This window comes from Vibrio sp. FF145 (assembly GCF_041439075.1).
Taxonomy (GTDB): Bacteria; Pseudomonadota; Gammaproteobacteria; order Enterobacterales; family Vibrionaceae; genus Vibrio; species Vibrio tasmaniensis_A.
The window spans coordinates 1-20,361 of sequence record NZ_JBGONH010000007.1; the positions used below are offsets into that span (position 1 = coordinate 1).

A 20,361-nucleotide genomic window follows, 5' to 3' on the forward strand; every position below is an offset into this window, starting at 1 on the left:
ACTACTTCTTCTTGAAGATAAAAGCGGCTTTCCCCGGAAAGCCGCGATGAACCTTTTTTTATCTGTTCGCTGTCGACTTTATTAATAGTTATGTCTACTAGCGCTTGTATCTACCGAGATTTCGGCTTATTGAAACTTTTCACCAGCAGCAACCATGAATGACATCTCAACCAATAGTTCAGGGTTAGCGAGTTCTGCTTTCACGCACGCACGGCTTGGCGCGCAGCCTTCAGGGAACCACTCTTCCCACACTTCATTGAGTGCATCAAAGTTAGCGAAATCCGTTAGGTAAATAGTCACTGACAATACACGAGATTTATCGCTGTCTACCAAACTCATCATTTCTTCAGCTTGTTCGAAGATTTGCTGAACCTGATTCTTAATTCCTGCCGTTGTATCCGTCTCTGGTACTTCAACAAAGCTTGCAATACCGTTAAACACAGTCACATCAGACCAACGCTTGGTCGGATTAATTCTATGGATTTTCACAGGTTATACTCTTCTTATAATTAGGGTGCACATCAGCGTAATCTAATCCAAATTCCTAACATTGAAAACAAAAATTAGAAAGCTCGTAGTACCTGCTAAACAGCACTATCGCTATTAGCGTAATCGAACGTAACAAGCCTCAGAAGTCACTGTAAATGTTGAAATAGCCGTAAACCTAAAGATCTTCTTTAATCAACATAAAACTATAAGCTGGCTAGAAGGACTCTAAGGGCCGAAAGTTGACAAAAGTGCAAGAATTCCGCACTTCATCGGACTAAAACAACCCAACCAACACGACTGACAATAGTACGCCGCCGATAAAACTCGGGCCGTGGAATGGTCTAGCTTTAGATTTAACGTACTCTTTCTGAAGTTCTTCTTGGTAAGTTTTAACGGCGAGTTCTTTTACGTAGGTATTTTGCATAATAAGCTCCTTCTTATTGGGTAAGAGAAGCTTAAGACTTGAAGTTAGGTTGAGGTAAAGAAAAATTTCACATTAATTGATTACTTCGGGATTGTTACTCTAGAATGACTCTGAACACATCATTGTTCACACCGCCAACATCCACTAATTCTCCCGGCTTCATAAGAAGTAAGGTGTTTAATTGGCGCTTTGAACGTGGTGCTCTATTTTCTCTGATCACTAAGATATCAACTAAGTAACCTGAGTTTTGCTTTGATAGTGAGCCCGAGAGAGTAACACTCTCTCTTCTATCGGCTAGAACCGAATTAAATGTTTTATCTTCTAACACACCCGCCGAGATCAACGTCTCACCATAAAAAAGCGTGATAGTTGTCGGATCAGGTGTTAGCTCTTGATTAGATGAACACCCCACTATCGCTAGGCACAACAATAAAATAACTCGAAATTGCATACACTTAATTTTCTTTCTCACATTCTAATTCTATTTTCGGTTCTTGGTACATCGCTTCTATGAACCCCAACTTAATTACCCAGAATCAAGTTTAAGCTTCTTCAATCTGGAACTGAATAGGTACCTTCAAAATACTCGATACGCTCTAAAATCATTCTTAGCTTACACTCTTCGATTTGAACCCCGGCCCAAACGGAAGGCGTATACGCTTGACCTATAAATTCACAATCTGCGTCTCTGTATTTCAACCAAGCTTGTTGAGCTCTTCGGAAAGGTCCTTCTAGATCGATGTGAAACTCGATTTTTTGCAATTCGGTTTCTTCCTCGACTATTCGCATAATGGCTTCTTGATATGTTTTATTGAGATCGATATTTGCTACTTTCATTTTCTCTTCGACACACAGATAACCCGCAGTAACCCCTCCACCTTCAACGTTACAAGGGTCTTCATCATCAACAGCGAAACAAGATGTAGTAACTAACGCCAGTACAATTAATGACTTTTTCAAAAGCATCTCCAATACAGTTCAAAATCTTCGATATCTACTCGACAAGCAGTAGTTCGAATCACCAGTATTGATCATTTCTTCGGGCTCAGGCTAGCTAAACGTTTAACTAACTATTTCTAACGGTATGAGAGTGTTCGGCACAAGCCGACAATTTAAAGAAGGAGCAGATCAGATCATCACCGACAATCTGACCGCTTAGTTTGAAGTGGGTTTAATTATGTTTAAGCAATAACGTCTTGTGGTGGTGTACCTTCGCAGTTGGAAACGACTGCATCAATTTGAATTAGAGCATTCATAGGAATCTCTGAAACCCCAACCACCGTTCTTGCCGGTAATTCAGCATTAAAGAATGTTGTGTAGACCTCGTTCACTGTATCAATGTCTGAAACATTTTTAAGCTGAATATTAATTTTCACAGTATCGTCCATACTATGATCAACACTTTCAATGATCGCCTTAATATTTTGTAAACATTGTTCCGCTTGCTCTTTTACACCACCAGCAACCATTTCATTTGTTTTCGGGTCTAAAGGTAATTGGCCTGAAATATGATTGTAGTGAGAGAAAGCAACGGTGTGCGAATAAGCCATGAAAGGGGCATCGACAGTATTATTAGCTTCAATAACCAACAAGCGAGTGTCTTCTGGTAATTGCGGCGGTGTACCGTCGCCATGTGAAACGGATGTATCAATTTGAATTAAAGCGCCCATTGGTAGTTCAGCAGCATTAACAACCGTTCGCGCTGGTACATAACTTGGGAAGAACTTAGCGCAAACTTCATTTACCTTTTCTGCATCTTCAACATTTTTAAGGTAGATAGTGGTTTTAACCACATCATTCATGACATGACCGATACTCTCTAGAATCGTTTTAATGTTTGCTAAACATTGTGTCGTTTGCTCTGTGATACCACCTGAAACCAACTCACCTGTATTTACATCGATAGGCAATTGAGCCGAAAGGTTGTTGTAGTGAGAAAAAGCCGCTGTCTGCGTCGATACAGCACTTTGAGGCGCATTGTCTGTATTTCTTGAGACCTTAACTAGTGCGCAAGGTGCTTGTGGTTTAGTACCTTCGCCGTTTGAAATAAGCGCATCCATTTGAACTAAAGCGTCACTGTTCGGTAGCGCAGCTACACCCACGACTGTACGTGTCGGCAGGCTGTTGTTGAAGAAGCTTGCGTAAACTTCATCGATAGCATCGATATCAGAAATATTCTTAACGAAAACATTAATCTTCACAACATCATCCATAACATGGTCGATGCTTTCAACAATGGCCTTAATATTATTTAAGCATTGTGCTGCTTGATCTTTAATATCTCCAATAACTATTTCACCTGTTTTAGGGTCAACAGGCAGTTGAGCAGAAAAGTTATTATAATGAGAAAAAGCGACCGTTTGTGTAGATACAGAATTAATTGGTGCATTTTCAGTATTTCTTGAAATTTTAATGATATCGCTACTCATCGGAATTATCCTTTTAATAATATAGGAATACGTATTTATATTTAACAATCGTATTGGAAAGAATGATTAAAGTAGCGCCATGTTAAGTGAATTATTTTAGGGTAAACGTGATATACATCAGACTCTCAGTTGACTATAAATCAGCAAGTTACAGGATAATTAGTCATCAAGCGACTAATTATCCGTCACATTAGGCTTTATCAACTGCTAAATTCTCTTTAATTTTAAGTCTATTCAATAATCCTGAATACTCTCTCAGATAATTCGATGGGTAATTTACAAAATTTAGATGATATTTGATAGGTTGTTCACACTAAAACTCCATTACTAGCTAGGTTAGTAACTTTACCTCTTATACCCATGCATAAATTCTTAGGCTATTTAATTAATTATTTTTGAGAGCTTATTTTATATAAGTACGTTAATAATATATTCGAGAATCAAATACCTACAATCTGACAATGCCTATGATTAGATACATTTACTCATATAATTCAACAAATATGAGACTCAGGGGGATGACATGAGAAGTATGGTGTTCAGCCAAGACATGGGACTTTCAGGAATCACGATGGCATCAACGAAGAGCAATCGACACCATAGCTTTTGGCACCATAGCTCTCAACACCATAGCTCTCAACAGATAGTTTCGTTGAAAGAAGAACTAAACCGCTCTCGGAGTGGTATTGAAGTGGCGCTTAAATTCGCGACTGAACTGGGATGGGCTGGAGTAGCCGACTCGGCGTGCAGCATCGCTGATGCGAAGGCCTTCTAGCTGAATCAGTTCTTTGGCTTTGTTGAGTCTTACCTTCTTCAAATATTGAAGAGGAGATTCAAAGGTGACATTACGGAATGCATTGTGGAAGGCAGACACGCTCATGTTGGCTTCGTCGGCAAGCGATTGAACAGTGATGGTTTGGTCGTACTCTTCATGCACTTTAGACAGCGCTTTAGCGACACGTGCGTAATGGCCGTCATGATGAGCTAAATCAAACAGCACACGCCCTTCTGAACCGGTTAGGGCGCGGTAGACAATTTCGCTGACCATGGCATCGCCCAATATATTGGCTTCAATGTCACAATGTAGAGTTTTGACCAATCGAGTAAAGCTCTCCAGCATTTGCTCTTCCATTGGCGTCGATTCTAAGCCGCTCGAATTCTGCTTGTGCTTGTTGCAGTAGCTCTCTAGAAAGCCTTGGTCTTCCAGCTTTTTGACTAAGCTGTGCAAGCGTTGAGAGTCAATGTTGATAGATAAACCAAGCAATGGTTCGCCATTAACAGGCAAGGCCTCACACTCCAACGGCATTGGCACACCTACTACAAGGTAATCACCGGCTGCGTAAGTGACTGGGCGTTCGCCAATATAGATGTTCTTTTTACCTTGCCCTAGCATTATGATGCCAGATTCGTAAGTGAATGGCTGACGTTGATTCCCGCCACTGCTTCTATACAACCACACACCGCCAATTTTAGTTTCTCTGATCCCTTCGAGATCATCCCAACCTTTGTGTTCTACATAAGACTGTAACAACTGCGCGAGTGTTTTCATAAGTGGCGACTTTCCATTCCAAGTGCTAAGAGTAAGTAAGCTAAAGCAGAGAAAGAATATCAATTTTGTAGAAATAGGCAATTTATTTGGAGAATCAGCTCTTCATCACCCTAGATTACTGTACTAATATGCAAATATAGAAATTGAGCAATCAAATAAAATAACAAATTGAGCTTTACACAAGGAATCTCTAATGCAATTCACTTATGTTAACCCTACAGTTATCCACTTCGGCCAAGGCCAAATCAACGCTATCAGCCAAGCGGTTGATACTTCGAAGAAAGTACTAGTCATCTACGGTGGCGGTTCAATCAAAAGCAACGGTGTTTACGACCAAGTTGTCGCTTCTCTAAAGGATCACGCTTGGATTGAGTTCGCTGGTGTTGAAGCTAACCCAACCAAAGAGACGCTAGATAAAGCCGTCGCTCTTGTTAAAGAAGAAAACGTAGAGTTCATTATCGCTGTTGGCGGTGGTTCAGTAATCGACGGTTCTAAATACGTTGCTGCGGCAGCTAAATACGACGGCGACGGTTGGGATATCCTAGCGGGCAAACACCAAGTTACTGAAGCAACCCCTATTGGTACTGTACTGACACTCCCTGCGACAGGTTCTGAATCTAACATGGGTGCTGTAATCACTCGTAAAGAGACTCAAGAGAAACTGGCGTTCATGAACCCTGCAGTACAACCTAAGTTCGCGGTTATGGACCCAGACGTAATGAAGTCTCTGCCAGAGCGCCAACTGATCAACGGTCTAGTTGATGCGTGGGTTCACGTATGTGAGCAATACATCACAATGCCAACAGACGCGATGGTTCAAGACGGTTACGCAGAAACACTGCTTAAGAACCTACTTGTACTGGGTAAGCAATACGACGAGCGTGACAACGACGCATGGCGTGCAAACCTAATGTGGACTGCAAACCAAGCGCTTAACGGCCTGATTGGTACTGGCGTTCCTCAAGATTGGGCAACACATATGATTGGCCACGAATTCACAGCACTATGGCACGTAGACCACGCACGTTCTCTTGCGATTGTTCAACCTTCACTACTTCGTAATCAAATCGAAGCGAAGCGTGGCAAGCTAGAGCAAATGGGTCGCAACGTATTTGGCCTAGAAGCGGGTGCTGATTTAGCCGAGCGCACTATTGCTGCAATCGAAGCCTTCTACCACAGCCTAGACGTTGCAACTATGTTCGACGGTTACGAAGCAACTAAAGCGGCAGCAATCGACAACGTTGTTGCTCAACTTGAATCGCACGGTTACCTGCAACTTGGCGAAAACCAAGCAATCACGCCAGAGAAAACGCGTGAGATTTTAGAGTCTGCGATTCACTAAGAATTGCTAATAGTAGAGAGAAAGCAAAGACAATGACCACAAAAAGATGATTTTTTACATCTGACTGAACCCATTACTTATTTCTTTCGTACAAATAAAGCAGCGTTCATTTTGGGCGCTGCTTTTTAATTTGCCCTACAAGATGCTATTAAATTCTCATAAGTCCTTAATTTTATGTGCATTCAGATTTCTATATTGGTAAGGTAAACCTGTCTCTTTACTAGGTATGAACAACGATTTGAACAATCTCAAGGAAATGGTTAAGTTTAAGTCACTTAACAAGTGGTATGGTGATTTTCATGCCCTAAAGGATGTCGATTTAAAGATTGAACAAGGGGAAATAGTGGTGATTTGCGGGCCATCAGGTTCGGGGAAATCAACTTTAATCCGTTGTATCAATCAGCTAGAACCGTTCGAAAGTGGCGAGCTTTCCGTACTAGAACAAGTACTACCGAGTAAGTTCAACACACCTGGCCAAGTCGGAATGGTGTTTCAGCACTTTCATTTATTCCCCCACCTTACTGTGCTTGAGAACCTAACTCTGTCTCCGATTCGTACGCTTAAAAAAAGCAAACAAGAAGCCGAGAAGATTGCAATGCACTATCTCGAGCGCGTACACATCGCTGAACAAGCCAACAAATACCCAGTACAACTTTCTGGCGGTCAGCAACAACGTGTAGCTATCGCCCGTTCGCTGTGCATGAAGCCTGAATTACTGCTTTTTGATGAACCGACTTCAGCGCTTGATCCGGAGATGATCAACGAAGTGCTCGACGTGATGGTTGAACTGGCGAGCGAAGGTATCACCATGGTGTGTGTGACCCACGAAATGGGCTTTGCGAAACAAGTGGCCGACCGCGTTATCTTCATGGATGAAGGACAAATTGTGGAATCGAATACGCCACAAGCGCTCTTTGAAAACCCTCAGCATGAACGTACTCAAGCGTTCCTAAATCAGATCCTGACTTATTGATGTTGATTCGAATTATTAAACCCGCCCTATCTGCTTTGGTACAGATTGTTGTACTGGTGGCTGCTGTTGTTTGGATTCTCGACTCTGGTGCACAAACCATGGGATACAGCTGGCAATGGGAGCGTGTGCCGGACTATATTGCTTTCTATGAAGGTGGTGAATGGTGGCCTGCAGAATTAGTTGAAGGGCTACTGGTTACCATCAATATCTCTTTGATTTCTTTGGTTGCCACACTGATCATTGGTTTAACGACAGCACTATTGAGAAACTCAAATTCTGTGGTTGGACGCACCTTAGCCACCAGCTATGTTGAGTTGATTCGTAACACGCCGTTATTAGTACAAATTTATTTGCTCTATTTTGTATTTGGCCCCGTGTTAGGGCTGGATCGCTTTAGCACTGCCGTTTTAGCCTTGGCACTTTTCCAAGGCGCTTACACCGCCGAGATATTTCGTGCCGGTTTAAATGGTATTGCGAGAGGACAATTTGAAGCAGCTCAATCCTTGGGCTTATCAAAGACCTATACTTACTGGGATGTGATTCTTCCTCAGGTGGTGCAACGTACCTTGCCACCTTTGACTAATGAAGTGATCTCTCTTATTAAAAACTCTTCGATTGTGAGTGTCATGGCTATTTTCGACCTGACAACCGAAGCCAGAAACATCGTTTCTGAAACCGCGATGCCATTCGAGATTTGGTTCTCTGTGGCGATCATTTATCTTGCTCTTACACTTTCACTTTCTGCCGTTGCTGCTTGGCTTGAGCATAAGCTCGGAGCTAACTGGCGAACACAATAAGGATTTATCAGCATGAAGCTATTTAAAACCGCGATTACAGCCCTACTAGCGCTTGCCGTAAGTTTGCCTGCACTTGCTTCTGAAACGCCTAACCTCGATAAAATCAGCGAACGTGGCTCACTGCGCGTTGGCATGTCGACATTTGTTCCTTGGGCGATGCGTAACAAACAAGGCGATCTCGTTGGCTTTGAAATCGACGTGGCGAAGCGCCTTGCCGAAGATTCTGGTTGGAAAGTCGAATTTGTACCTACAGCTTGGGACGGAATCATCCCTTCTCTATTGTCGAAGAAGTTTGATGTGATCATCGGCGGTATGTCTATTACTGAAGCGCGAGCTAAAAGCGTGCTGTTCACTGAACCATACTCGCACTCTGGTGTTCAACTGGCGGCTAACAAAGAGCTAGCGGAAGGTTTTACTCAGATCTCTGATTTTGATTCTCGTCGCGTGAAAATTGCTGCTCGTCGTGGTGCGTTCACAGTTCAAGTCGCTCGTGAAACCTTCCCTAAAGCGAAAGTTCTACAGTTCGATGACGATGCTCAAGCATTCCAAGAAGTGTTAAACGGCAACGCGCATGCAGTTATCGCGTCTAGCCCGAAACCAGAACACGAAGCGATCAAAAACGCAGACACGCTATTTATTCCATTTGAAGAGCGTCTATCCAAAGGTAACGAAGCATTTGCAGTTCGCCTAGGTGAAACTGACAAGGCAGAATTCTTCAACGAATGGATCAAAGCACGTACTGAAGACGGTTGGTTGAAAGAGCGTTACGAGTACTGGTTCTCTACTCTAGATTGGCAAGACCAGATTGCTCAAGGTCAGTAATCTGAACTTTTGCTAGTGAATCGAGGCAGTGCGTTGTCTGCACTGCCTCGATTCGGCAACTTGATTCGCTTTAATGATGATCTAAAACTCAACAAAACAGCCTACTAATTATTATTGTTTAAACAGGAATGACGTGAGTAGTACTAGCGCATTAACAACACCTAAGCCCAACGTTCATATGAAGCCTTGGTATCAACGCCTTACTCTTTTAGATGGCGTGTTACTCGCTGTCATTTGTGTGTTTGCAGGCTGGCTTTATTATCGTTCTGCTGTTGGTATCAACTACCAGTGGCGCTGGGAAGATGCGTTTACCCTAATTTTCATTCCACCTTCTCAAGGCAGTATTCCCTACTTCTTCCAAGGCTTGATCGCTACACTGCGCTTGAGTGTCTGGAGTATGGTGTTAGCACTCTCTTTTGGCACATTGTTAGGTGTAGCAAGACACTCAAAGATCGCTTTCTTCAAAACACCGGCACTGATTTTTATCCAGTTGGTTCGAAATATTCCGCCACTGGTGTTTGTCTTCATATTCTATTTCTTCGTTTCTAACCAACTGATTCCATTACTTGGTTTAGAAAGTATCTTACGTGAACACAATGGCGAGATTAACGCTGTTCAAGCCTTTCTGTTTGGTCCTACTAACCTTTGGGAAAACTTAGCGTCTGGTGTTATCTGTATTGGTTTGCTCTCTTCGGCTTACATTGCGGAAGTGATTCGAGCGGGTTTAGAAGGTATTCCTAAAGGCCAATGGGAAGCGGCCGATTCGCTTGGCTTGTCTGCATTGTCTAAGTATCGATTTGTGGTTGGCCCACAAGTATTAACTGCCATCACCCCACCATTGGCAGGCCAAGCAATCTCCTTGGTTAAAGACACGTCGATTGTGTCTCTGATTTCGATCCAAGAGATGACGTTTGTTGGTACTGAGATGGCAAACTCATCGGGGTTGATCTTCGAGATCTGGCTGATTGTAGGCTTCGTATATTTTGCTTTATGCTTTGCGCTTTCGCGTCTGTTCAAAGTGATTGAACAACGTTCTAGTGCTTACCTTAACCATCAGTAACGTCATTAATTAATAGTACCGACTCGCCCGACCATTCCTTTCCCTTATCAAGTTCACCTGATTGGTTTAAGCTATTGACCAATCGGGATTTATCCCTTCATATTTCTTCTTAGAAACACAGCGAAATACTCGTCTAATCACTATACTTGAAGTATCGAACTACGTTGATTCTTCTCAAGGACATCACTCAGCATGGACAATCATAAAGAAAGAGCTTTTTACGCCGTTGTCGGCGCATTGGTTGGAGACGCCGCTTCCATGGGGTTGCACTGGCTGTATGACCAAGAGAGGATCTTACACGTGGCTGGTTTCGAGCCAGAATTTCGCTCACCGAATCAGTTCGATTATCAAGACAAAGGCTACTTTGCGCACCAAGGAAAAACGTCCGGTGAGCACTCGCAATACGGTGCTCAGTTATTGACGATGGTCGATAGTTTAGTCGACAACCAAAAATACGATGAAGCGAGCTATATTCAACATTTCCGCAAATGGTTTGATTTCGGTGGTAGTTGGCAAGGCTACATTGATAAAGCGACGCGCATGAGCTTGCTGAACATCCATCAATTAGAACTAGAGGGCGCCCCGATTACTGCCTGTGGCGCAGACGATACGCAGCTCCCCGCAGTTTCAAAGATCATTCCATTAGTAGCCTGTACTTATACCTCTCACACCTTACCAGCGATGGTAGAGAGCGCGGTACGAGTGACCAACAACAACGACAAAGCCGTGGAATGGGCGCAAGCCATCACCCTGTTGATTCAAGCAGCGATTCAAGGCAACTCACCATTACAGTCCGTAGAAATGGTGCGACAAACTTGCAGCAGATTTATACATGATCAAATCGATGAAGCATTGGCTGAACCTGAGCTTTCAATAACAGATGCCGCGAAGAAGTTTGGATTGCATTGTGAACTGAGTGCCGCATTTCCCTTGCTAATTCGCATCATTGCGGGTGCTCAGAGCTATAAACAAGGTATTCGAGACAATATCTTATGTGGCGGTGACAGCTGCGGGCGTGCGATTGTGATTGGCGCGGTATTAGCGGCGTGTTTCTACGAAGAAGACGGAGCGATTCCAACAGAATGGCTGAGCCAAGTAGAACTCAATTGTGGTGTGCTGTCTTTGCCTATTGAGTGATTCCCACAATAACAAATAAGGCGAAAGCGCCTCTCGATTCCTTGCTCGAGAGCTCGAGAGGCGCTTTTCTTTTCACTAGAATGACTTAAACGGATAACTTTAATTTCGAGCAATACCCCTTCCGGATCCCTACGACCGTGAGTTTATCGCTCCAACCAAACCTATGAGTTTAAACCTTTCCTAGAACTGATACGCGGCAGAAAGCTTGTAGTTACGGCCAGGTTCATAGTCATCCAAGGTAAAGCCTCTTGCCGTACCTGAACGAGAAGCGTGTGAGGTGTATTGCTCATCAAACACGTTATCGATACCAAAGGTGACAGACAATCCATCAAGATTCGATGGCACCCACTGAGCAAACAGGTTATGAACGTCATAGCCTTCTTTGATCGGCTGACCATCGAATACGTTGTCTTCGTCTTTAACAAACATCGAATTCCAACCAAAGATAGTCTCAAGCGCTTCAGACTGATAATCGAGTGTCAGCGTAATGCTGTCACCCATATCAATACTTCGACCATTGCCACCTGCGACTGCACCGCCTGTATCTTTATTTTTAGTCTCTGAAAGCGCATAGGACAGCTTACTTTTAAACATCTCGTAGCCATAAGATAGGCTCGCCTCGAAGCCCTTTATCTCAACGTCACCTAGGTTATAAATCAAATAACTCTTACTTGCACGTTGATACTTTTCGGCAATATAGTCATCAATATTAGTTTGGAATACTGTCAGGTTGGCACCAATAAAGTGATTATCCAAGCGCTTATCGAAACGGACACCACCTTGCGTGTTCTGCCCTGTCTCAGCCTTCAGATCGTTAGCCAAATAAGCGACATCTTGGTAAGCAATAAAGCTCTCCATCAACTCCGGGCCTTTGAACAACGAACGTGTACTCGCGAACAGCGTCCAATCTTGAGTAACATCCCATTGAGTGGCCAACGACCAAGTTACATCGTCAAAATCTTCGCTACCAACTTCTGCTTTACGTTGGTAATCATCAAAACGAAGCCCTGCCGTGACCGAGAATGCTTGAGTAAAGTAGAACTGATCTTCAACAAAAAGGGCTGTAGAGATTGCTGACTCGTCCATAAACTTGCTGCTGCCGTAATAGCTGCTCGATGACTTGTCCATATAGTCAAAGCCATAAGTCGCGATGTTATCAAACGACATCAGGCGATAATCGGATTGGAACTTTGCGTTGAGACCAAAGTTTTGGTTTTTAGCCGTGTTTTTGGATAAGCGATTAGCAGGCCAACGTGGTGCCATAACACTTTCATCTCGCTGAATCTCAGTTTCCGTGTTGTATAGAGTCACGTTACCTTGATGACTTTCACCACGCAGCTCATAGCTGGCCGTGATGGTGTCACGGTTGTAATCGGTGGGAATGAGGATGTTTTTAGACAAACCCACGTTCGTACCACCCGACATATCAGGGCGTGGACTGTAATCACCGTTATCACGGTACATATCATAAGAGAGTTCAAAACGGTGTAAGTCACTTGGCTCAAAACCAATCTTACCTAGAATATTGTATACATCCCCTTCTGAGCCAAAGGTTTCAGTACCATCACCATCTTCAAAGTTGTCACGGCTCATGTAATGACTGTAAAGCATGGCATCGACGTTATCTGACAACAAACCATACATAGTGAGTGAGCCTTGCTGGCTTGCATTCGTGGCATACCCGCCATAAACACGAGCGCCAAAAGTCTCGTCGTAGCGAAGTAGATCTTTGGCATCTTTGGTTTCAAACAGCACTGAACCGCCTAACCCATTTTGCGTCACCGAGTTGTTACCTACTTGGATATCCGCTGATTTCAATATGTCAGGGTTAAGAGTCAAATTACCAATATGATGGAACATGTTGGCGTGCTGAGAAGCGCCATCTAATCGAATGTCTAAGTCAGTTTCGCTTAGGCCGCGAATCGTAATTCGCTGGTTGATCGAATGCGTTCCCCCAACATCAACTCCGGGGATTTCGCGCAGCAAATCTGACATATGGTCAGCTTGCTTCAGTGACATGTCATCTGCAATGATCGATTCAGTGTTGCTTGAGACTTTCGTTCCCCAAACCACAACTTCATCGAAGTGCGATGTACTTTCTTCGGCCATAACAGAGCTACTAAACGTGCTGGCAATTGCGATATAGAGGGCTGAAAGCTTAATTGTTGATCTGACTGGGCTTTCCATAGATTCAATCCTAGATGTAAATGATAATAATTATCAATTATGATAGAGTTGTAACCTATAAATGCACAGATGATTTGCTTATGCAAAAACGCACAGCTGTTATGAGGAACGGTCAAATGAGTGAAGTAACGTCTAAACGAGCTAAAATTGGCAAAGTCACTCTGACTAAAAAGTTGGAGCAAACAGAAAAGCAGATTATTGTCACACAAGGTCAAACTACACAGACATCACTGGCTGAGGGGAAATTTCTTTCTTATCAATATAATGAACTAATATTTATCCACGGTGGCCGCTGTATTGAGCTCGTCGATACTAAGATAATCTCTACCGCTCACGCTTCAGTTCTGATCACCATTCTTTTGGAAGGTAAGCTGTCATTTGGTTACGATGATCTCGAATTTGATCTCGATGCCACTCATCAACCTCAAGGTGTGGTGGTCAACCTCACTAAACCCGCCAATTTCCGTCGAGTGATGACAGCAAGCAATAAACTCAATAAGATTAACATCTTAGTCAAACCAAAATGGTTCGAATCTCGAGTAACCGAAGAGTGTGAATGCCGAAACTTCATCAATACACATAATGCCAACTTCCAATTAGAAGTGACGGAAGAAATCTGGAAGCTGACACAAGAATTGACGACTTGCTCTTCACCCAATAACTTCCATCAGAAGTTGCATATAGAATCCTTAACTCAACAGATCCTTGAGAATTCGATGCATCAACTACCACAAACTTGCTGTCTGGCTTACCAAACTAAACCAAAAATAATAAAACCAGCGACACGTGTAACTAACATTGAACATCAAAGTTATGACGAACGAATTGAGGCTGTAATCTGCTTTATTGAAATTCATCTCGACCAAGAGCTGAGCCTAAAAATGCTTGCTGAGCATTTTTCGATGAGTGTATCTAATATTCAAAGGCGTTTTAAGCAGTCATACAACATGACAATCAACGGTTACATCCGTTTGAGACGATTAGAGATCGCACGCCAGCATTTAGAACGAGGGTTGGTTTCAATCACCGAGGCCGCCTATGAAGCGGGTTATCAGCACCCTTCTAATTTCACCAATGCTTTTAAGAAAACCTTCGGTGTGCCGCCACAAGACATAGCGATTAAGACTTAGTTACATTGATATAAAACTATTTGTTCTATAACTTTAAAAGGCTATATCTAACATCTGCTATGTTGGCCAGGTGACCGCCACATATAAACAAACTGATCGTTTTGCGAGGTGATTTCAAAGCCAAATCTTAGATACAGCTCCCCAACTCGATTACCTTGTAGATAACAAAGTTCGACGGGTTTATTGAGGCTGTCAGCCTTAGTTAAGCAATCAGCCTTAGTTAAGAAGTCTTTCAGTACTTGGCTACCAATACCTTTGCCATGATATTCAGGCAGTAGGAAGAATCGGCAAAAATAGAAGTGGTCGCCTTTGTCTTGCAACAACACACTACCAATCGCTTTACCTTGATATTCAATGATTTCAGGCCGTTCTTCTGCCCACTCTTCGGCGTGTATATCTCGTTGAATTTGCTCATCCCAACCAAAAACAGCTTTGATTGGCTCAAATTCAGCCGCCTTTTTTAGCTCGAACAGAAATTCATAATCTGGTAACTGAGCAGGTCTTGTTGAATACTTCAAAATACCTCCAACAATAATTTGCTATGGCTTCATTTTCGTTTAAACCGGGACATAGTAACCCCGATCAAACCCAAAAATGCCACGCTTAAATGTTCACTTTGGTTCTAGTTGGTAACGTAAAACTTCGTGTTTATCTTGCTCCGAGTAAAAGGTATTCAGGAATTGTCCACCGCACCTCTCAATGACCTTTTGCGAAGCTATATTTCCCCTCTCACAGGTAATAATAGCGCTTTCGGACAATACGTGCCGTTGAACCCAAGACAACATATGACTTGCGATACCCCGCCCTCTCGCTTGTGGCAAAGTCTCATACCCGATATGTCCAATGACATCGTGAATGTACGGACTGGTGCCATGACGAACTCTTATCACTCCAAGAATACGTCCAGACTCGAAACAAAAATAAGTAGAAGTAGGCGTCCACCCTTCTGGCAAACCCTCACCTTTTGAATAAGCAATTCGCCTTTTCAAATACGCATCACTGCCATCGGAAATGCCCGTGTAAATATCTAACCCATCTTCAGTACAGGCATTCACATAGTGATGAAAGGCAGTTGAATGTGAAAGAGCAGCTTTAACCATGTCCATATAATGTTGATTCCTAGTTACTTTTCTTCCGGGGTTAGCTATCAAGCCTAAGCTAAGTGCATGGTGTATTCTTGGTGTCCGGTATGCTCATCAGATTGTTCGCTCACAATAGAAAAACCTTGGGACAAGTAGAACTGAATCGTCGCTTGGTTCTCTTTATACACACTCAATGACAAGTTCGGGCATTCAAGCTTCGCGTGATGAATAAGCTGCTTACCAATACCACTGCCTTGATGTTCTGTACTGACAAAGATCGCCGCTAAGATCCCTTCATAAAGCGAATAAAAGCCACGAACCTCACTGTCTACTTGATACACGTAAGTTGTTGATACCGGAATATATAGGTCGCGCATATTAGCCACTTGCGACTCCCAAAACTCAGGAGCCACAAAGTCATGGGCCTTTATCGAGGCGGTTAACCAAATATCTAAAACAGCTTCAATATCAGTTGGGTTGTACTCTCTAATCATCTTAATTCTCAGGCAATTAATATTGTTTATTAGGCGAACCAGTATGCCAAGAAGCGACTTAAACCTATTGAAGATTTACGACAATGTCCCAGTCAGAATTATTGAACGGCAATGATAGATCAATACCATTGGCCGCTATTGCTTCTTAACGTACTTCGCCGTAACGAGCATTTCACCGCCACCATCCAGTTTGCAATCTAACTGGTGATCTTTGCCTTCATTAATTCGTCTGATTACCGCTTTAGTGCCGATTTTCAGTACAGAAGAACTGCCTTTAATTTTTAGATCTTTAATGAAGGTAACTTTATCGCCACTTTCCAATACAACGCCATTCACGTCCTTAACACGCGCGGCTTCTCTTTCTAAACGCTCTTCTTCTGGATTCCATTCGTAGGCACACTCAGGGCAGATTAGGTTGTTTTGGTCTGGGTAGACATATTCAGATTGGCATTGCGGACAAGGAGGTAAAGACATACGTTAATACTTCATTTAAATAAAATTTGCGTCCATTTTAATGACTCTTGTTAGGCTTAGCGAGCACAAATCGAACCAATTTTCAGTAGCGTAATTTAACTTAGAAAAGATCAGTACCTAAAACGAACAAACACAGCCGCTAAGCTGTGTTTGTTTAAAGATTTGAAAAGCGGAACGGCTTAACGTTCGACTTTTGGTGAGTAAATCGAGTAAGCGGTGATTTGCCCTGCCACGATTGCAGAGAACATGAATAACGCCGACAAACCGATACTCGGGATAGGCAAAATCGATTGTTCAAACACCGACTGGCTAGCACTCACTAATACTCGGCTACCCGGAACCAAGATGATGATCCCTTGCACGATATAAATAGAGCCCGTGAGTTCCATCTTCTTGGCAATCCAAGTCCCGTACAAAGTAATAAGAACCGTCGTAACCCAAGTACCGACAACCCAGCCACTATCAAAACCAAGATAGAATGGCCCCCACATACCCAGAACTGCCACTGGCAAGCCAAGTAAGATGTCTTTAGGACGCGCATTGAACATCACACCAATCGACACCGAGATCAACACCAAACCAGATATGTGCATCCATGTCGGAACCGCATTCGTATAGTCAATGGAGACCGCTTGTCCCCATATCGCTTCACCAATGTTGAGCCCCATAATAATCCCGACAAACAGCTTTATCAGGGTTAATGCGCTCTGCCCTAACAAACTGGTACCAGAGACGAGATCATTAAACGCCAAACATTCTAGTGCGTTGGCTATGGATAACCCGGGGACAAACAAGACAATCGAAGCGATACATAACGCCCACACCGGGATCGGCAACCCTGTGCTTGCCAAAAATGCCACGAAGATACCCGTTAATAGTGCCGAGATGAATTCAACCGCAATAGCGCGACGTGAATGAAGAACTTGCTGACATACCCAAACCATCAAACCCAGTAATGCAGAAAAGCCAACCGCTTCTAACGTACTGCCAATTAGCATCAGATACGCTGGCGGAATACCCATATTGGCCAGTGCCGTCACAAGTTTAGAGTAACCGACAGGCTCTGGAACAGGCTCACTGCTCGGTTGGTTAATACGAATGATGGTATTGGCCAACAAACTCAAGTTAATCGAAGCAGGCTTTAGACGCTTAAGAATAACGGCGTTGTTATCGTCTGGAAATTGATAATTAATCGCGGTTGGCGTTGCTTGGATCATCACATCAACACCATGCTTTTTTGCATAGAATTGGGTGTATTTCTCTAGCTTGTAAGGAGCACAACCACTGCGATGAAGAGTGTCACCAATTTCAACAATTTTGTTAATTCGGAACTGAGAAGGCATGGGAATTTTAGGGGAGACAAAATGTGCGGCAAATGTACCAAACGATAGAGGTAATGACGAGAGTTTTGCATGAATTATCAACTAAATTCGTTACTTTTTTCTTCGAACGCTTAGAGGAGCCTATAACTCCACCCATCTCGGATTCGCTTGATGAATACTTTGACAGACTGGCAAGTTAAAATCATGCATCCAGATTGTTATTAATGGGCATCAAAATACGAATGGAAATCAGTTTATGTTAACAGTCAAATTGCCTGTATTTATGTTAATTTTATGATGAGGAAACACCACTAAAATAGGTTTATAAATCCAACTGAGTGGGTCTTAGAAAGAGCGGAGCGTTCTTTGTTGTTTCTCGCCCTACGTTTAACGAGAGTTTAGTCACATTTTATTCACTCTAAAAGCGCCGAACATGATGGAAAAACTAGCGGAGTGGTGGTTATGCGAGCACTTAGAATAAAAATGAAAGAAAAAGGTTTCGTTTTCAGTTAGATGTGGCATTATCAAACTCGTTAAGACGATGTGCGTACATCGTATAATGGCTATTACCTCAGCCTTCCAAGCTGATGATGCGGGTTCGATTCCCGCTGTACGCTCCAGTCTTCTTGATGCTTCAGTCTTACTCTTAAGACAGTGTGCGTGCATCGTATAATGGCTATTACCTCAGCCTTCCAAGCTGATGATGCGGGTTCGATTCCCGCTGCACGCTCCAATTCCTCCTTATGTTTTGTTACGTGTTTTCTTCCAGCGATACCCTATTCAAAAAACTTCTCCGCTCGTTAAACCTATAAGCATTAATCCATATAGCTTAAACCCATTTTGTTAAGTCTAACCAACCAACGCTAATTAAGCAGCTAGCGCTATTAACTCCTTAAATCGCTTCGAATTTCTTAAACCTTTCCCATTACATATTGCAGTCTAGCTTTTAACGATTTTCAAAATTGTTCCAATTTAATAATCTTGGTCAATATCTGCAAAAATCATTGTGTTAATGTGCGCGCATTAGCAACAACCCATAAATAATAAAAAATGTTTAAAAGCAATGAGTTAACAATTAACATCGAAGCAATTAATGTCGCTTTAGCAAAAGTTGAAAATGCCAATAAAATTCAGCTAGATACATTGAAAGGTTATGTGAACAGCGAGCCTGAACAAGCTGTACTGGCTTTTCGATCGCTGAATGAAGCAGAATCAATCGACGACAAGTTTAAAAAGATCATGGCAGAGCTACCGCACCTGAGCGGCGAAGCACACCACCTGCTTGAAACTTCTATCTTGCTACAGTGATTCTAGCTACAGATAAGCCTCAGCCAATACAAGTTAGTTCATGTATTCCTGAACAGGTTGAGACTTATCTTTAACTGGTCACAATGTTTAACCAATGACTTAGCTGCCACACAAAGCTGTGCTGATAGGTTGAAATGAGTTGGTGATGTAACGCCCTCGTATTACTCCCAGAAGTTCCACCACTTTTTGCTGTTTTCTTCACGCTGCTGTTGGCCTTTCTCTGACCCTTTTCCTTCTTCTTTACGCTCTTGTTCCGCTTTCTTGTCTTTCTGCTTTTCTAATCCCGACTTTTCTTCGTCATTATCCATATCATCTTCAAGCTTTTCTTTCTTATCTTTGAGCTTCTCTTTACTCTCTTCGAGGGCTTCTTTCTCGTCTTCCAAATCGTCGAGTTCTTTATCTAGTTTCTGCTTATCTTTTTTGTTCTTACTTTTTTTCGCTTTCTTATTTTTCTCTTCGATCATTGAATCAAGCTGCTTCTCACGATCATCAATTTCGCCTTCAACTTTTTTAGCCTCAGCGAGCGTTTTCACTTCTTCTAAATCGGGCTTACCTTTACCAGCCCACTCAGGTTTAGCAGCAATGCTGTGGGTCGACCACGTTATTAAAGCACCCGTTACTGCAAGTACTAGAACTGTCTTATTCATCCTTAAACTCCTATTCCTGTAGTCTTTTAAAGCTAATACCTAAATAGCACTAAAACAAGGTAGCCATACCTAGCACTCATCCCTTTGAACTAGATATGGCTTGTGTATCACCTTATAGCGTTAACGACTTCACCATACCCGCTTCAGCGTGACCAGGAATATTGCACGCGAACTCTACGTTATTATCACCATGGAAATGCCAAAGCATCTGTTTCGCTTTGCCCGGCTTAACTGTAACTGTGCTGCCCGAGTCATGAGCGTGATTACCCATGTTTTTCATCATTTCACGGTGCTCTAACTGCTCTGAAGCAGAACCAATCGAGAATTCGTGATCAATCTTGCCCGTGTTCATCACAACGAACTGCACCACGTCGTTCGGCTCAATATCAACCTTGTTCTTAAATGTGATTTTCATATCGTCACTTAACAGAACATGAACCACTTTATCCGGCTTTGCGCCTGTCGCAGGCATACCCACTTCAGACATGCCTTCCATATTCATCATCGAATGGTCCATCTTTCCATCCTTCATCATCGAGTGATCCATGCTTGAATGGTCAACAGCTGAGTGGTCCATTTCAGCAAAAGCCGTTGCAGTGGTCAGTGTTAGAGCGATAGCAATAAGTGTCTTTTTCATGATCGTTCCTTAGATTAATTCAGTTATTTATTTGTTAGTTTCACATGTTCATGTGGTA

General features: G+C 42.8%; 22 protein-coding genes and 2 tRNA genes. 10 read left to right on the forward strand and 14 right to left on the reverse strand.

Features of this window, described 5'->3' with window-relative positions; translation table 11 throughout:
* Window positions 1-126: 126 nt before the first annotated feature.
* From ACED42_RS04330 to ACED42_RS04355, 6 genes are all read right to left on the reverse strand, one after another.
* Entirely contained in the window at window positions 127-489 is a 363-nt protein-coding gene (locus ACED42_RS04330; RefSeq protein ID WP_017101776.1) for a RidA family protein, read from the reverse strand.
* 274 nt (window positions 490-763) lie between these two features.
* Window positions 764-913, reverse strand: coding sequence for a hypothetical protein (locus ACED42_RS04335; RefSeq protein ID WP_371701552.1), 150 nt, complete (start codon window positions 911-913; stop codon window positions 764-766).
* Window positions 914-1,007: 94 nt separating this feature from the next.
* Window positions 1,008-1,364 carry a hypothetical protein gene (locus tag ACED42_RS04340; protein WP_371701553.1) on the reverse strand — a complete coding sequence of 119 codons (357 nt, stop codon included), beginning with the start codon at window positions 1,362-1,364 and terminating at the stop codon, window positions 1,008-1,010.
* 101 nt (window positions 1,365-1,465) lie between these two features.
* On the reverse strand, window positions 1,466-1,879 hold the full coding sequence (locus tag ACED42_RS04345; protein ID WP_017102883.1) for a lysozyme inhibitor LprI family protein: 414 nt from the start codon (window positions 1,877-1,879) through the stop codon (window positions 1,466-1,468).
* A gap of 215 nt (window positions 1,880-2,094) precedes the next feature.
* On the reverse strand, window positions 2,095-3,342 hold the full coding sequence (locus tag ACED42_RS04350; RefSeq protein WP_371701556.1) for a RidA family protein: 1,248 nt from the start codon (window positions 3,340-3,342) through the stop codon (window positions 2,095-2,097).
* A gap of 664 nt (window positions 3,343-4,006) precedes the next feature.
* Window positions 4,007-4,891: an AraC family transcriptional regulator N-terminal domain-containing protein gene (locus ACED42_RS04355; protein ID WP_371701558.1), complete on the reverse strand. Its 885-nt coding sequence runs from the start codon at window positions 4,889-4,891 to the stop codon at window positions 4,007-4,009.
* A 193-nt stretch (window positions 4,892-5,084) separates the two neighbouring features.
* On the opposite strand from ACED42_RS04355, the gene ACED42_RS04360 reads away from it, so the two are divergent.
* The 6 genes from ACED42_RS04360 to ACED42_RS04385 all read left to right on the forward strand — a co-directional run bounded on the left by ACED42_RS04360 (window position 5,085) and on the right by ACED42_RS04385 (window position 11,022).
* Window positions 5,085-6,233: an iron-containing alcohol dehydrogenase gene (locus ACED42_RS04360; RefSeq protein ID WP_371701560.1), complete on the forward strand. Its 1,149-nt coding sequence runs from the start codon at window positions 5,085-5,087 to the stop codon at window positions 6,231-6,233.
* Window positions 6,234-6,459: 226 nt separating this feature from the next.
* Entirely contained in the window at window positions 6,460-7,206 is a 747-nt protein-coding gene (locus tag ACED42_RS04365) for an amino acid ABC transporter ATP-binding protein (protein WP_102249755.1), read from the forward strand.
* On the forward strand, window positions 7,206-8,003 hold the full coding sequence (locus ACED42_RS04370) for an amino acid ABC transporter permease (protein ID WP_371701562.1): 798 nt from the start codon (window positions 7,206-7,208) through the stop codon (window positions 8,001-8,003). The genes ACED42_RS04365 and ACED42_RS04370 overlap by 1 nt, the downstream gene beginning before the upstream one ends.
* 12 nt (window positions 8,004-8,015) lie before the next feature.
* Window positions 8,016-8,825, forward strand: a complete 810-nt coding sequence (locus ACED42_RS04375) for a transporter substrate-binding domain-containing protein (RefSeq protein ID WP_371701564.1) — start codon at window positions 8,016-8,018, stop codon at window positions 8,823-8,825.
* 133 nt (window positions 8,826-8,958) lie between these two features.
* The gene (locus tag ACED42_RS04380) at window positions 8,959-9,885 is read left to right on the forward strand and encodes an amino acid ABC transporter permease (RefSeq protein WP_012600467.1); all 927 of its coding nucleotides are present in this window, start codon (window positions 8,959-8,961) and stop codon (window positions 9,883-9,885) included.
* Between the two features lie 192 nt (window positions 9,886-10,077).
* Window positions 10,078-11,022, forward strand: coding sequence for an ADP-ribosylglycohydrolase family protein (locus ACED42_RS04385; protein WP_371701566.1), 945 nt, complete (start codon window positions 10,078-10,080; stop codon window positions 11,020-11,022).
* 180 nt (window positions 11,023-11,202) lie between these two features.
* On the opposite strand, the gene ACED42_RS04390 is transcribed toward ACED42_RS04385, so the two are convergent.
* Window positions 11,203-13,209: a TonB-dependent siderophore receptor gene (locus ACED42_RS04390; RefSeq protein ID WP_371701568.1), complete on the reverse strand. Its 2,007-nt coding sequence runs from the start codon at window positions 13,207-13,209 to the stop codon at window positions 11,203-11,205.
* A gap of 20 nt (window positions 13,210-13,229) precedes the next feature.
* Between ACED42_RS04390 and ACED42_RS04395 the strand changes: the two genes are divergently transcribed.
* Window positions 13,230-14,339 (forward strand): AraC family transcriptional regulator, encoded by a 1,110-nt coding sequence (locus tag ACED42_RS04395; protein ID WP_269334777.1) that lies wholly within the window; start codon window positions 13,230-13,232, stop codon window positions 14,337-14,339.
* Between the two features lie 47 nt (window positions 14,340-14,386).
* Here ACED42_RS04395 and ACED42_RS04400 read toward each other — a convergent pair whose 3' ends face one another.
* From ACED42_RS04400 to ACED42_RS04420, 5 genes are all read right to left on the reverse strand, one after another.
* A complete protein-coding gene (locus ACED42_RS04400) occupies window positions 14,387-14,857 on the reverse strand; it encodes a GNAT family N-acetyltransferase (protein ID WP_269334776.1) in 471 nt (156 codons plus the stop codon).
* Window positions 14,858-14,950: 93 nt separating this feature from the next.
* Window positions 14,951-15,445: a GNAT family N-acetyltransferase gene (locus tag ACED42_RS04405; RefSeq protein WP_269334775.1), complete on the reverse strand. Its 495-nt coding sequence runs from the start codon at window positions 15,443-15,445 to the stop codon at window positions 14,951-14,953.
* A gap of 47 nt (window positions 15,446-15,492) precedes the next feature.
* Window positions 15,493-15,915, reverse strand: a complete 423-nt coding sequence (locus ACED42_RS04410; protein ID WP_135383775.1) for an N-acetyltransferase — start codon at window positions 15,913-15,915, stop codon at window positions 15,493-15,495.
* Between the two features lie 135 nt (window positions 15,916-16,050).
* Window positions 16,051-16,389 (reverse strand): zinc ribbon domain-containing protein YjdM, encoded by a 339-nt coding sequence (locus tag ACED42_RS04415; RefSeq protein ID WP_004731484.1) that lies wholly within the window; start codon window positions 16,387-16,389, stop codon window positions 16,051-16,053.
* A 179-nt stretch (window positions 16,390-16,568) separates the two neighbouring features.
* Window positions 16,569-17,732, reverse strand: a complete 1,164-nt coding sequence (locus tag ACED42_RS04420) for a threonine/serine exporter family protein (protein WP_009845522.1) — start codon at window positions 17,730-17,732, stop codon at window positions 16,569-16,571.
* A 524-nt stretch (window positions 17,733-18,256) separates the two neighbouring features.
* Between ACED42_RS04420 and ACED42_RS04425 the strand changes: the two genes are divergently transcribed.
* The 3 genes from ACED42_RS04425 to ACED42_RS04435 all read left to right on the forward strand — a co-directional run bounded on the left by ACED42_RS04425 (window position 18,257) and on the right by ACED42_RS04435 (window position 19,019).
* Window positions 18,257-18,331, forward strand: a tRNA-Gly gene (locus ACED42_RS04425).
* 38 nt (window positions 18,332-18,369) lie between these two features.
* Window positions 18,370-18,444: transfer RNA gene (locus ACED42_RS04430), tRNA-Gly, on the forward strand.
* A gap of 317 nt (window positions 18,445-18,761) precedes the next feature.
* The gene (locus ACED42_RS04435) at window positions 18,762-19,019 is read left to right on the forward strand and encodes a hypothetical protein (RefSeq protein WP_004731488.1); all 258 of its coding nucleotides are present in this window, start codon (window positions 18,762-18,764) and stop codon (window positions 19,017-19,019) included.
* A gap of 161 nt (window positions 19,020-19,180) precedes the next feature.
* Here ACED42_RS04435 and ACED42_RS04440 read toward each other — a convergent pair whose 3' ends face one another.
* Together ACED42_RS04440 and ACED42_RS04445 are read right to left on the reverse strand one after the other, a co-directional pair.
* Window positions 19,181-19,666, reverse strand: coding sequence for a hypothetical protein (locus tag ACED42_RS04440; protein WP_004731489.1), 486 nt, complete (start codon window positions 19,664-19,666; stop codon window positions 19,181-19,183).
* Window positions 19,667-19,778: 112 nt separating this feature from the next.
* Window positions 19,779-20,303, reverse strand: a complete 525-nt coding sequence (locus ACED42_RS04445) for a cupredoxin family protein (protein ID WP_371701571.1) — start codon at window positions 20,301-20,303, stop codon at window positions 19,779-19,781.
* Between the last annotated feature and the right edge of the window lie 58 nt (window positions 20,304-20,361).

Coding starts and splice junctions, on each gene's coding strand:
- ACED42_RS04405 (WP_269334775.1), bottom strand. CDS start 15,445: ATGGACATGGTTAAAGCTGCTCTTTCACATTCAACTGCCTTTCATCAC.
- ACED42_RS04350 (WP_371701556.1), bottom strand. CDS start 3,342: ATGAGTAGCGATATCATTAAAATTTCAAGAAATACTGAAAATGCACCA.
- ACED42_RS04340 (WP_371701553.1), bottom strand. CDS start 1,364: ATGCAATTTCGAGTTATTTTATTGTTGTGCCTAGCGATAGTGGGGTGT.
- ACED42_RS04355 (WP_371701558.1), bottom strand. CDS start 4,891: ATGAAAACACTCGCGCAGTTGTTACAGTCTTATGTAGAACACAAAGGT.
- ACED42_RS04335 (WP_371701552.1), bottom strand. CDS start 913: ATGCAAAATACCTACGTAAAAGAACTCGCCGTTAAAACTTACCAAGAA.
- ACED42_RS04410 (WP_135383775.1), bottom strand. CDS start 15,915: ATGATTAGAGAGTACAACCCAACTGATATTGAAGCTGTTTTAGATATT.
- ACED42_RS04415 (WP_004731484.1), bottom strand. CDS start 16,389: ATGTCTTTACCTCCTTGTCCGCAATGCCAATCTGAATATGTCTACCCA.
- ACED42_RS04435 (WP_004731488.1), top strand. CDS start 18,762: ATGTTTAAAAGCAATGAGTTAACAATTAACATCGAAGCAATTAATGTC.
- ACED42_RS04345 (WP_017102883.1), bottom strand. CDS start 1,879: ATGCTTTTGAAAAAGTCATTAATTGTACTGGCGTTAGTTACTACATCT.
- ACED42_RS04365 (WP_102249755.1), top strand. CDS start 6,460: ATGAACAACGATTTGAACAATCTCAAGGAAATGGTTAAGTTTAAGTCA.
- ACED42_RS04390 (WP_371701568.1), bottom strand. CDS start 13,209: ATGGAAAGCCCAGTCAGATCAACAATTAAGCTTTCAGCCCTCTATATC.
- ACED42_RS04370 (WP_371701562.1), top strand. CDS start 7,206: ATGTTGATTCGAATTATTAAACCCGCCCTATCTGCTTTGGTACAGATT.
- ACED42_RS04440 (WP_004731489.1), bottom strand. CDS start 19,666: ATGAATAAGACAGTTCTAGTACTTGCAGTAACGGGTGCTTTAATAACG.
- ACED42_RS04395 (WP_269334777.1), top strand. CDS start 13,230: ATGATAATAATTATCAATTATGATAGAGTTGTAACCTATAAATGCACA.
- ACED42_RS04360 (WP_371701560.1), top strand. CDS start 5,085: ATGCAATTCACTTATGTTAACCCTACAGTTATCCACTTCGGCCAAGGC.
- ACED42_RS04385 (WP_371701566.1), top strand. CDS start 10,078: ATGGACAATCATAAAGAAAGAGCTTTTTACGCCGTTGTCGGCGCATTG.
- ACED42_RS04445 (WP_371701571.1), bottom strand. CDS start 20,303: ATGAAAAAGACACTTATTGCTATCGCTCTAACACTGACCACTGCAACG.
- ACED42_RS04420 (WP_009845522.1), bottom strand. CDS start 17,732: ATGCCTTCTCAGTTCCGAATTAACAAAATTGTTGAAATTGGTGACACT.
- ACED42_RS04375 (WP_371701564.1), top strand. CDS start 8,016: ATGAAGCTATTTAAAACCGCGATTACAGCCCTACTAGCGCTTGCCGTA.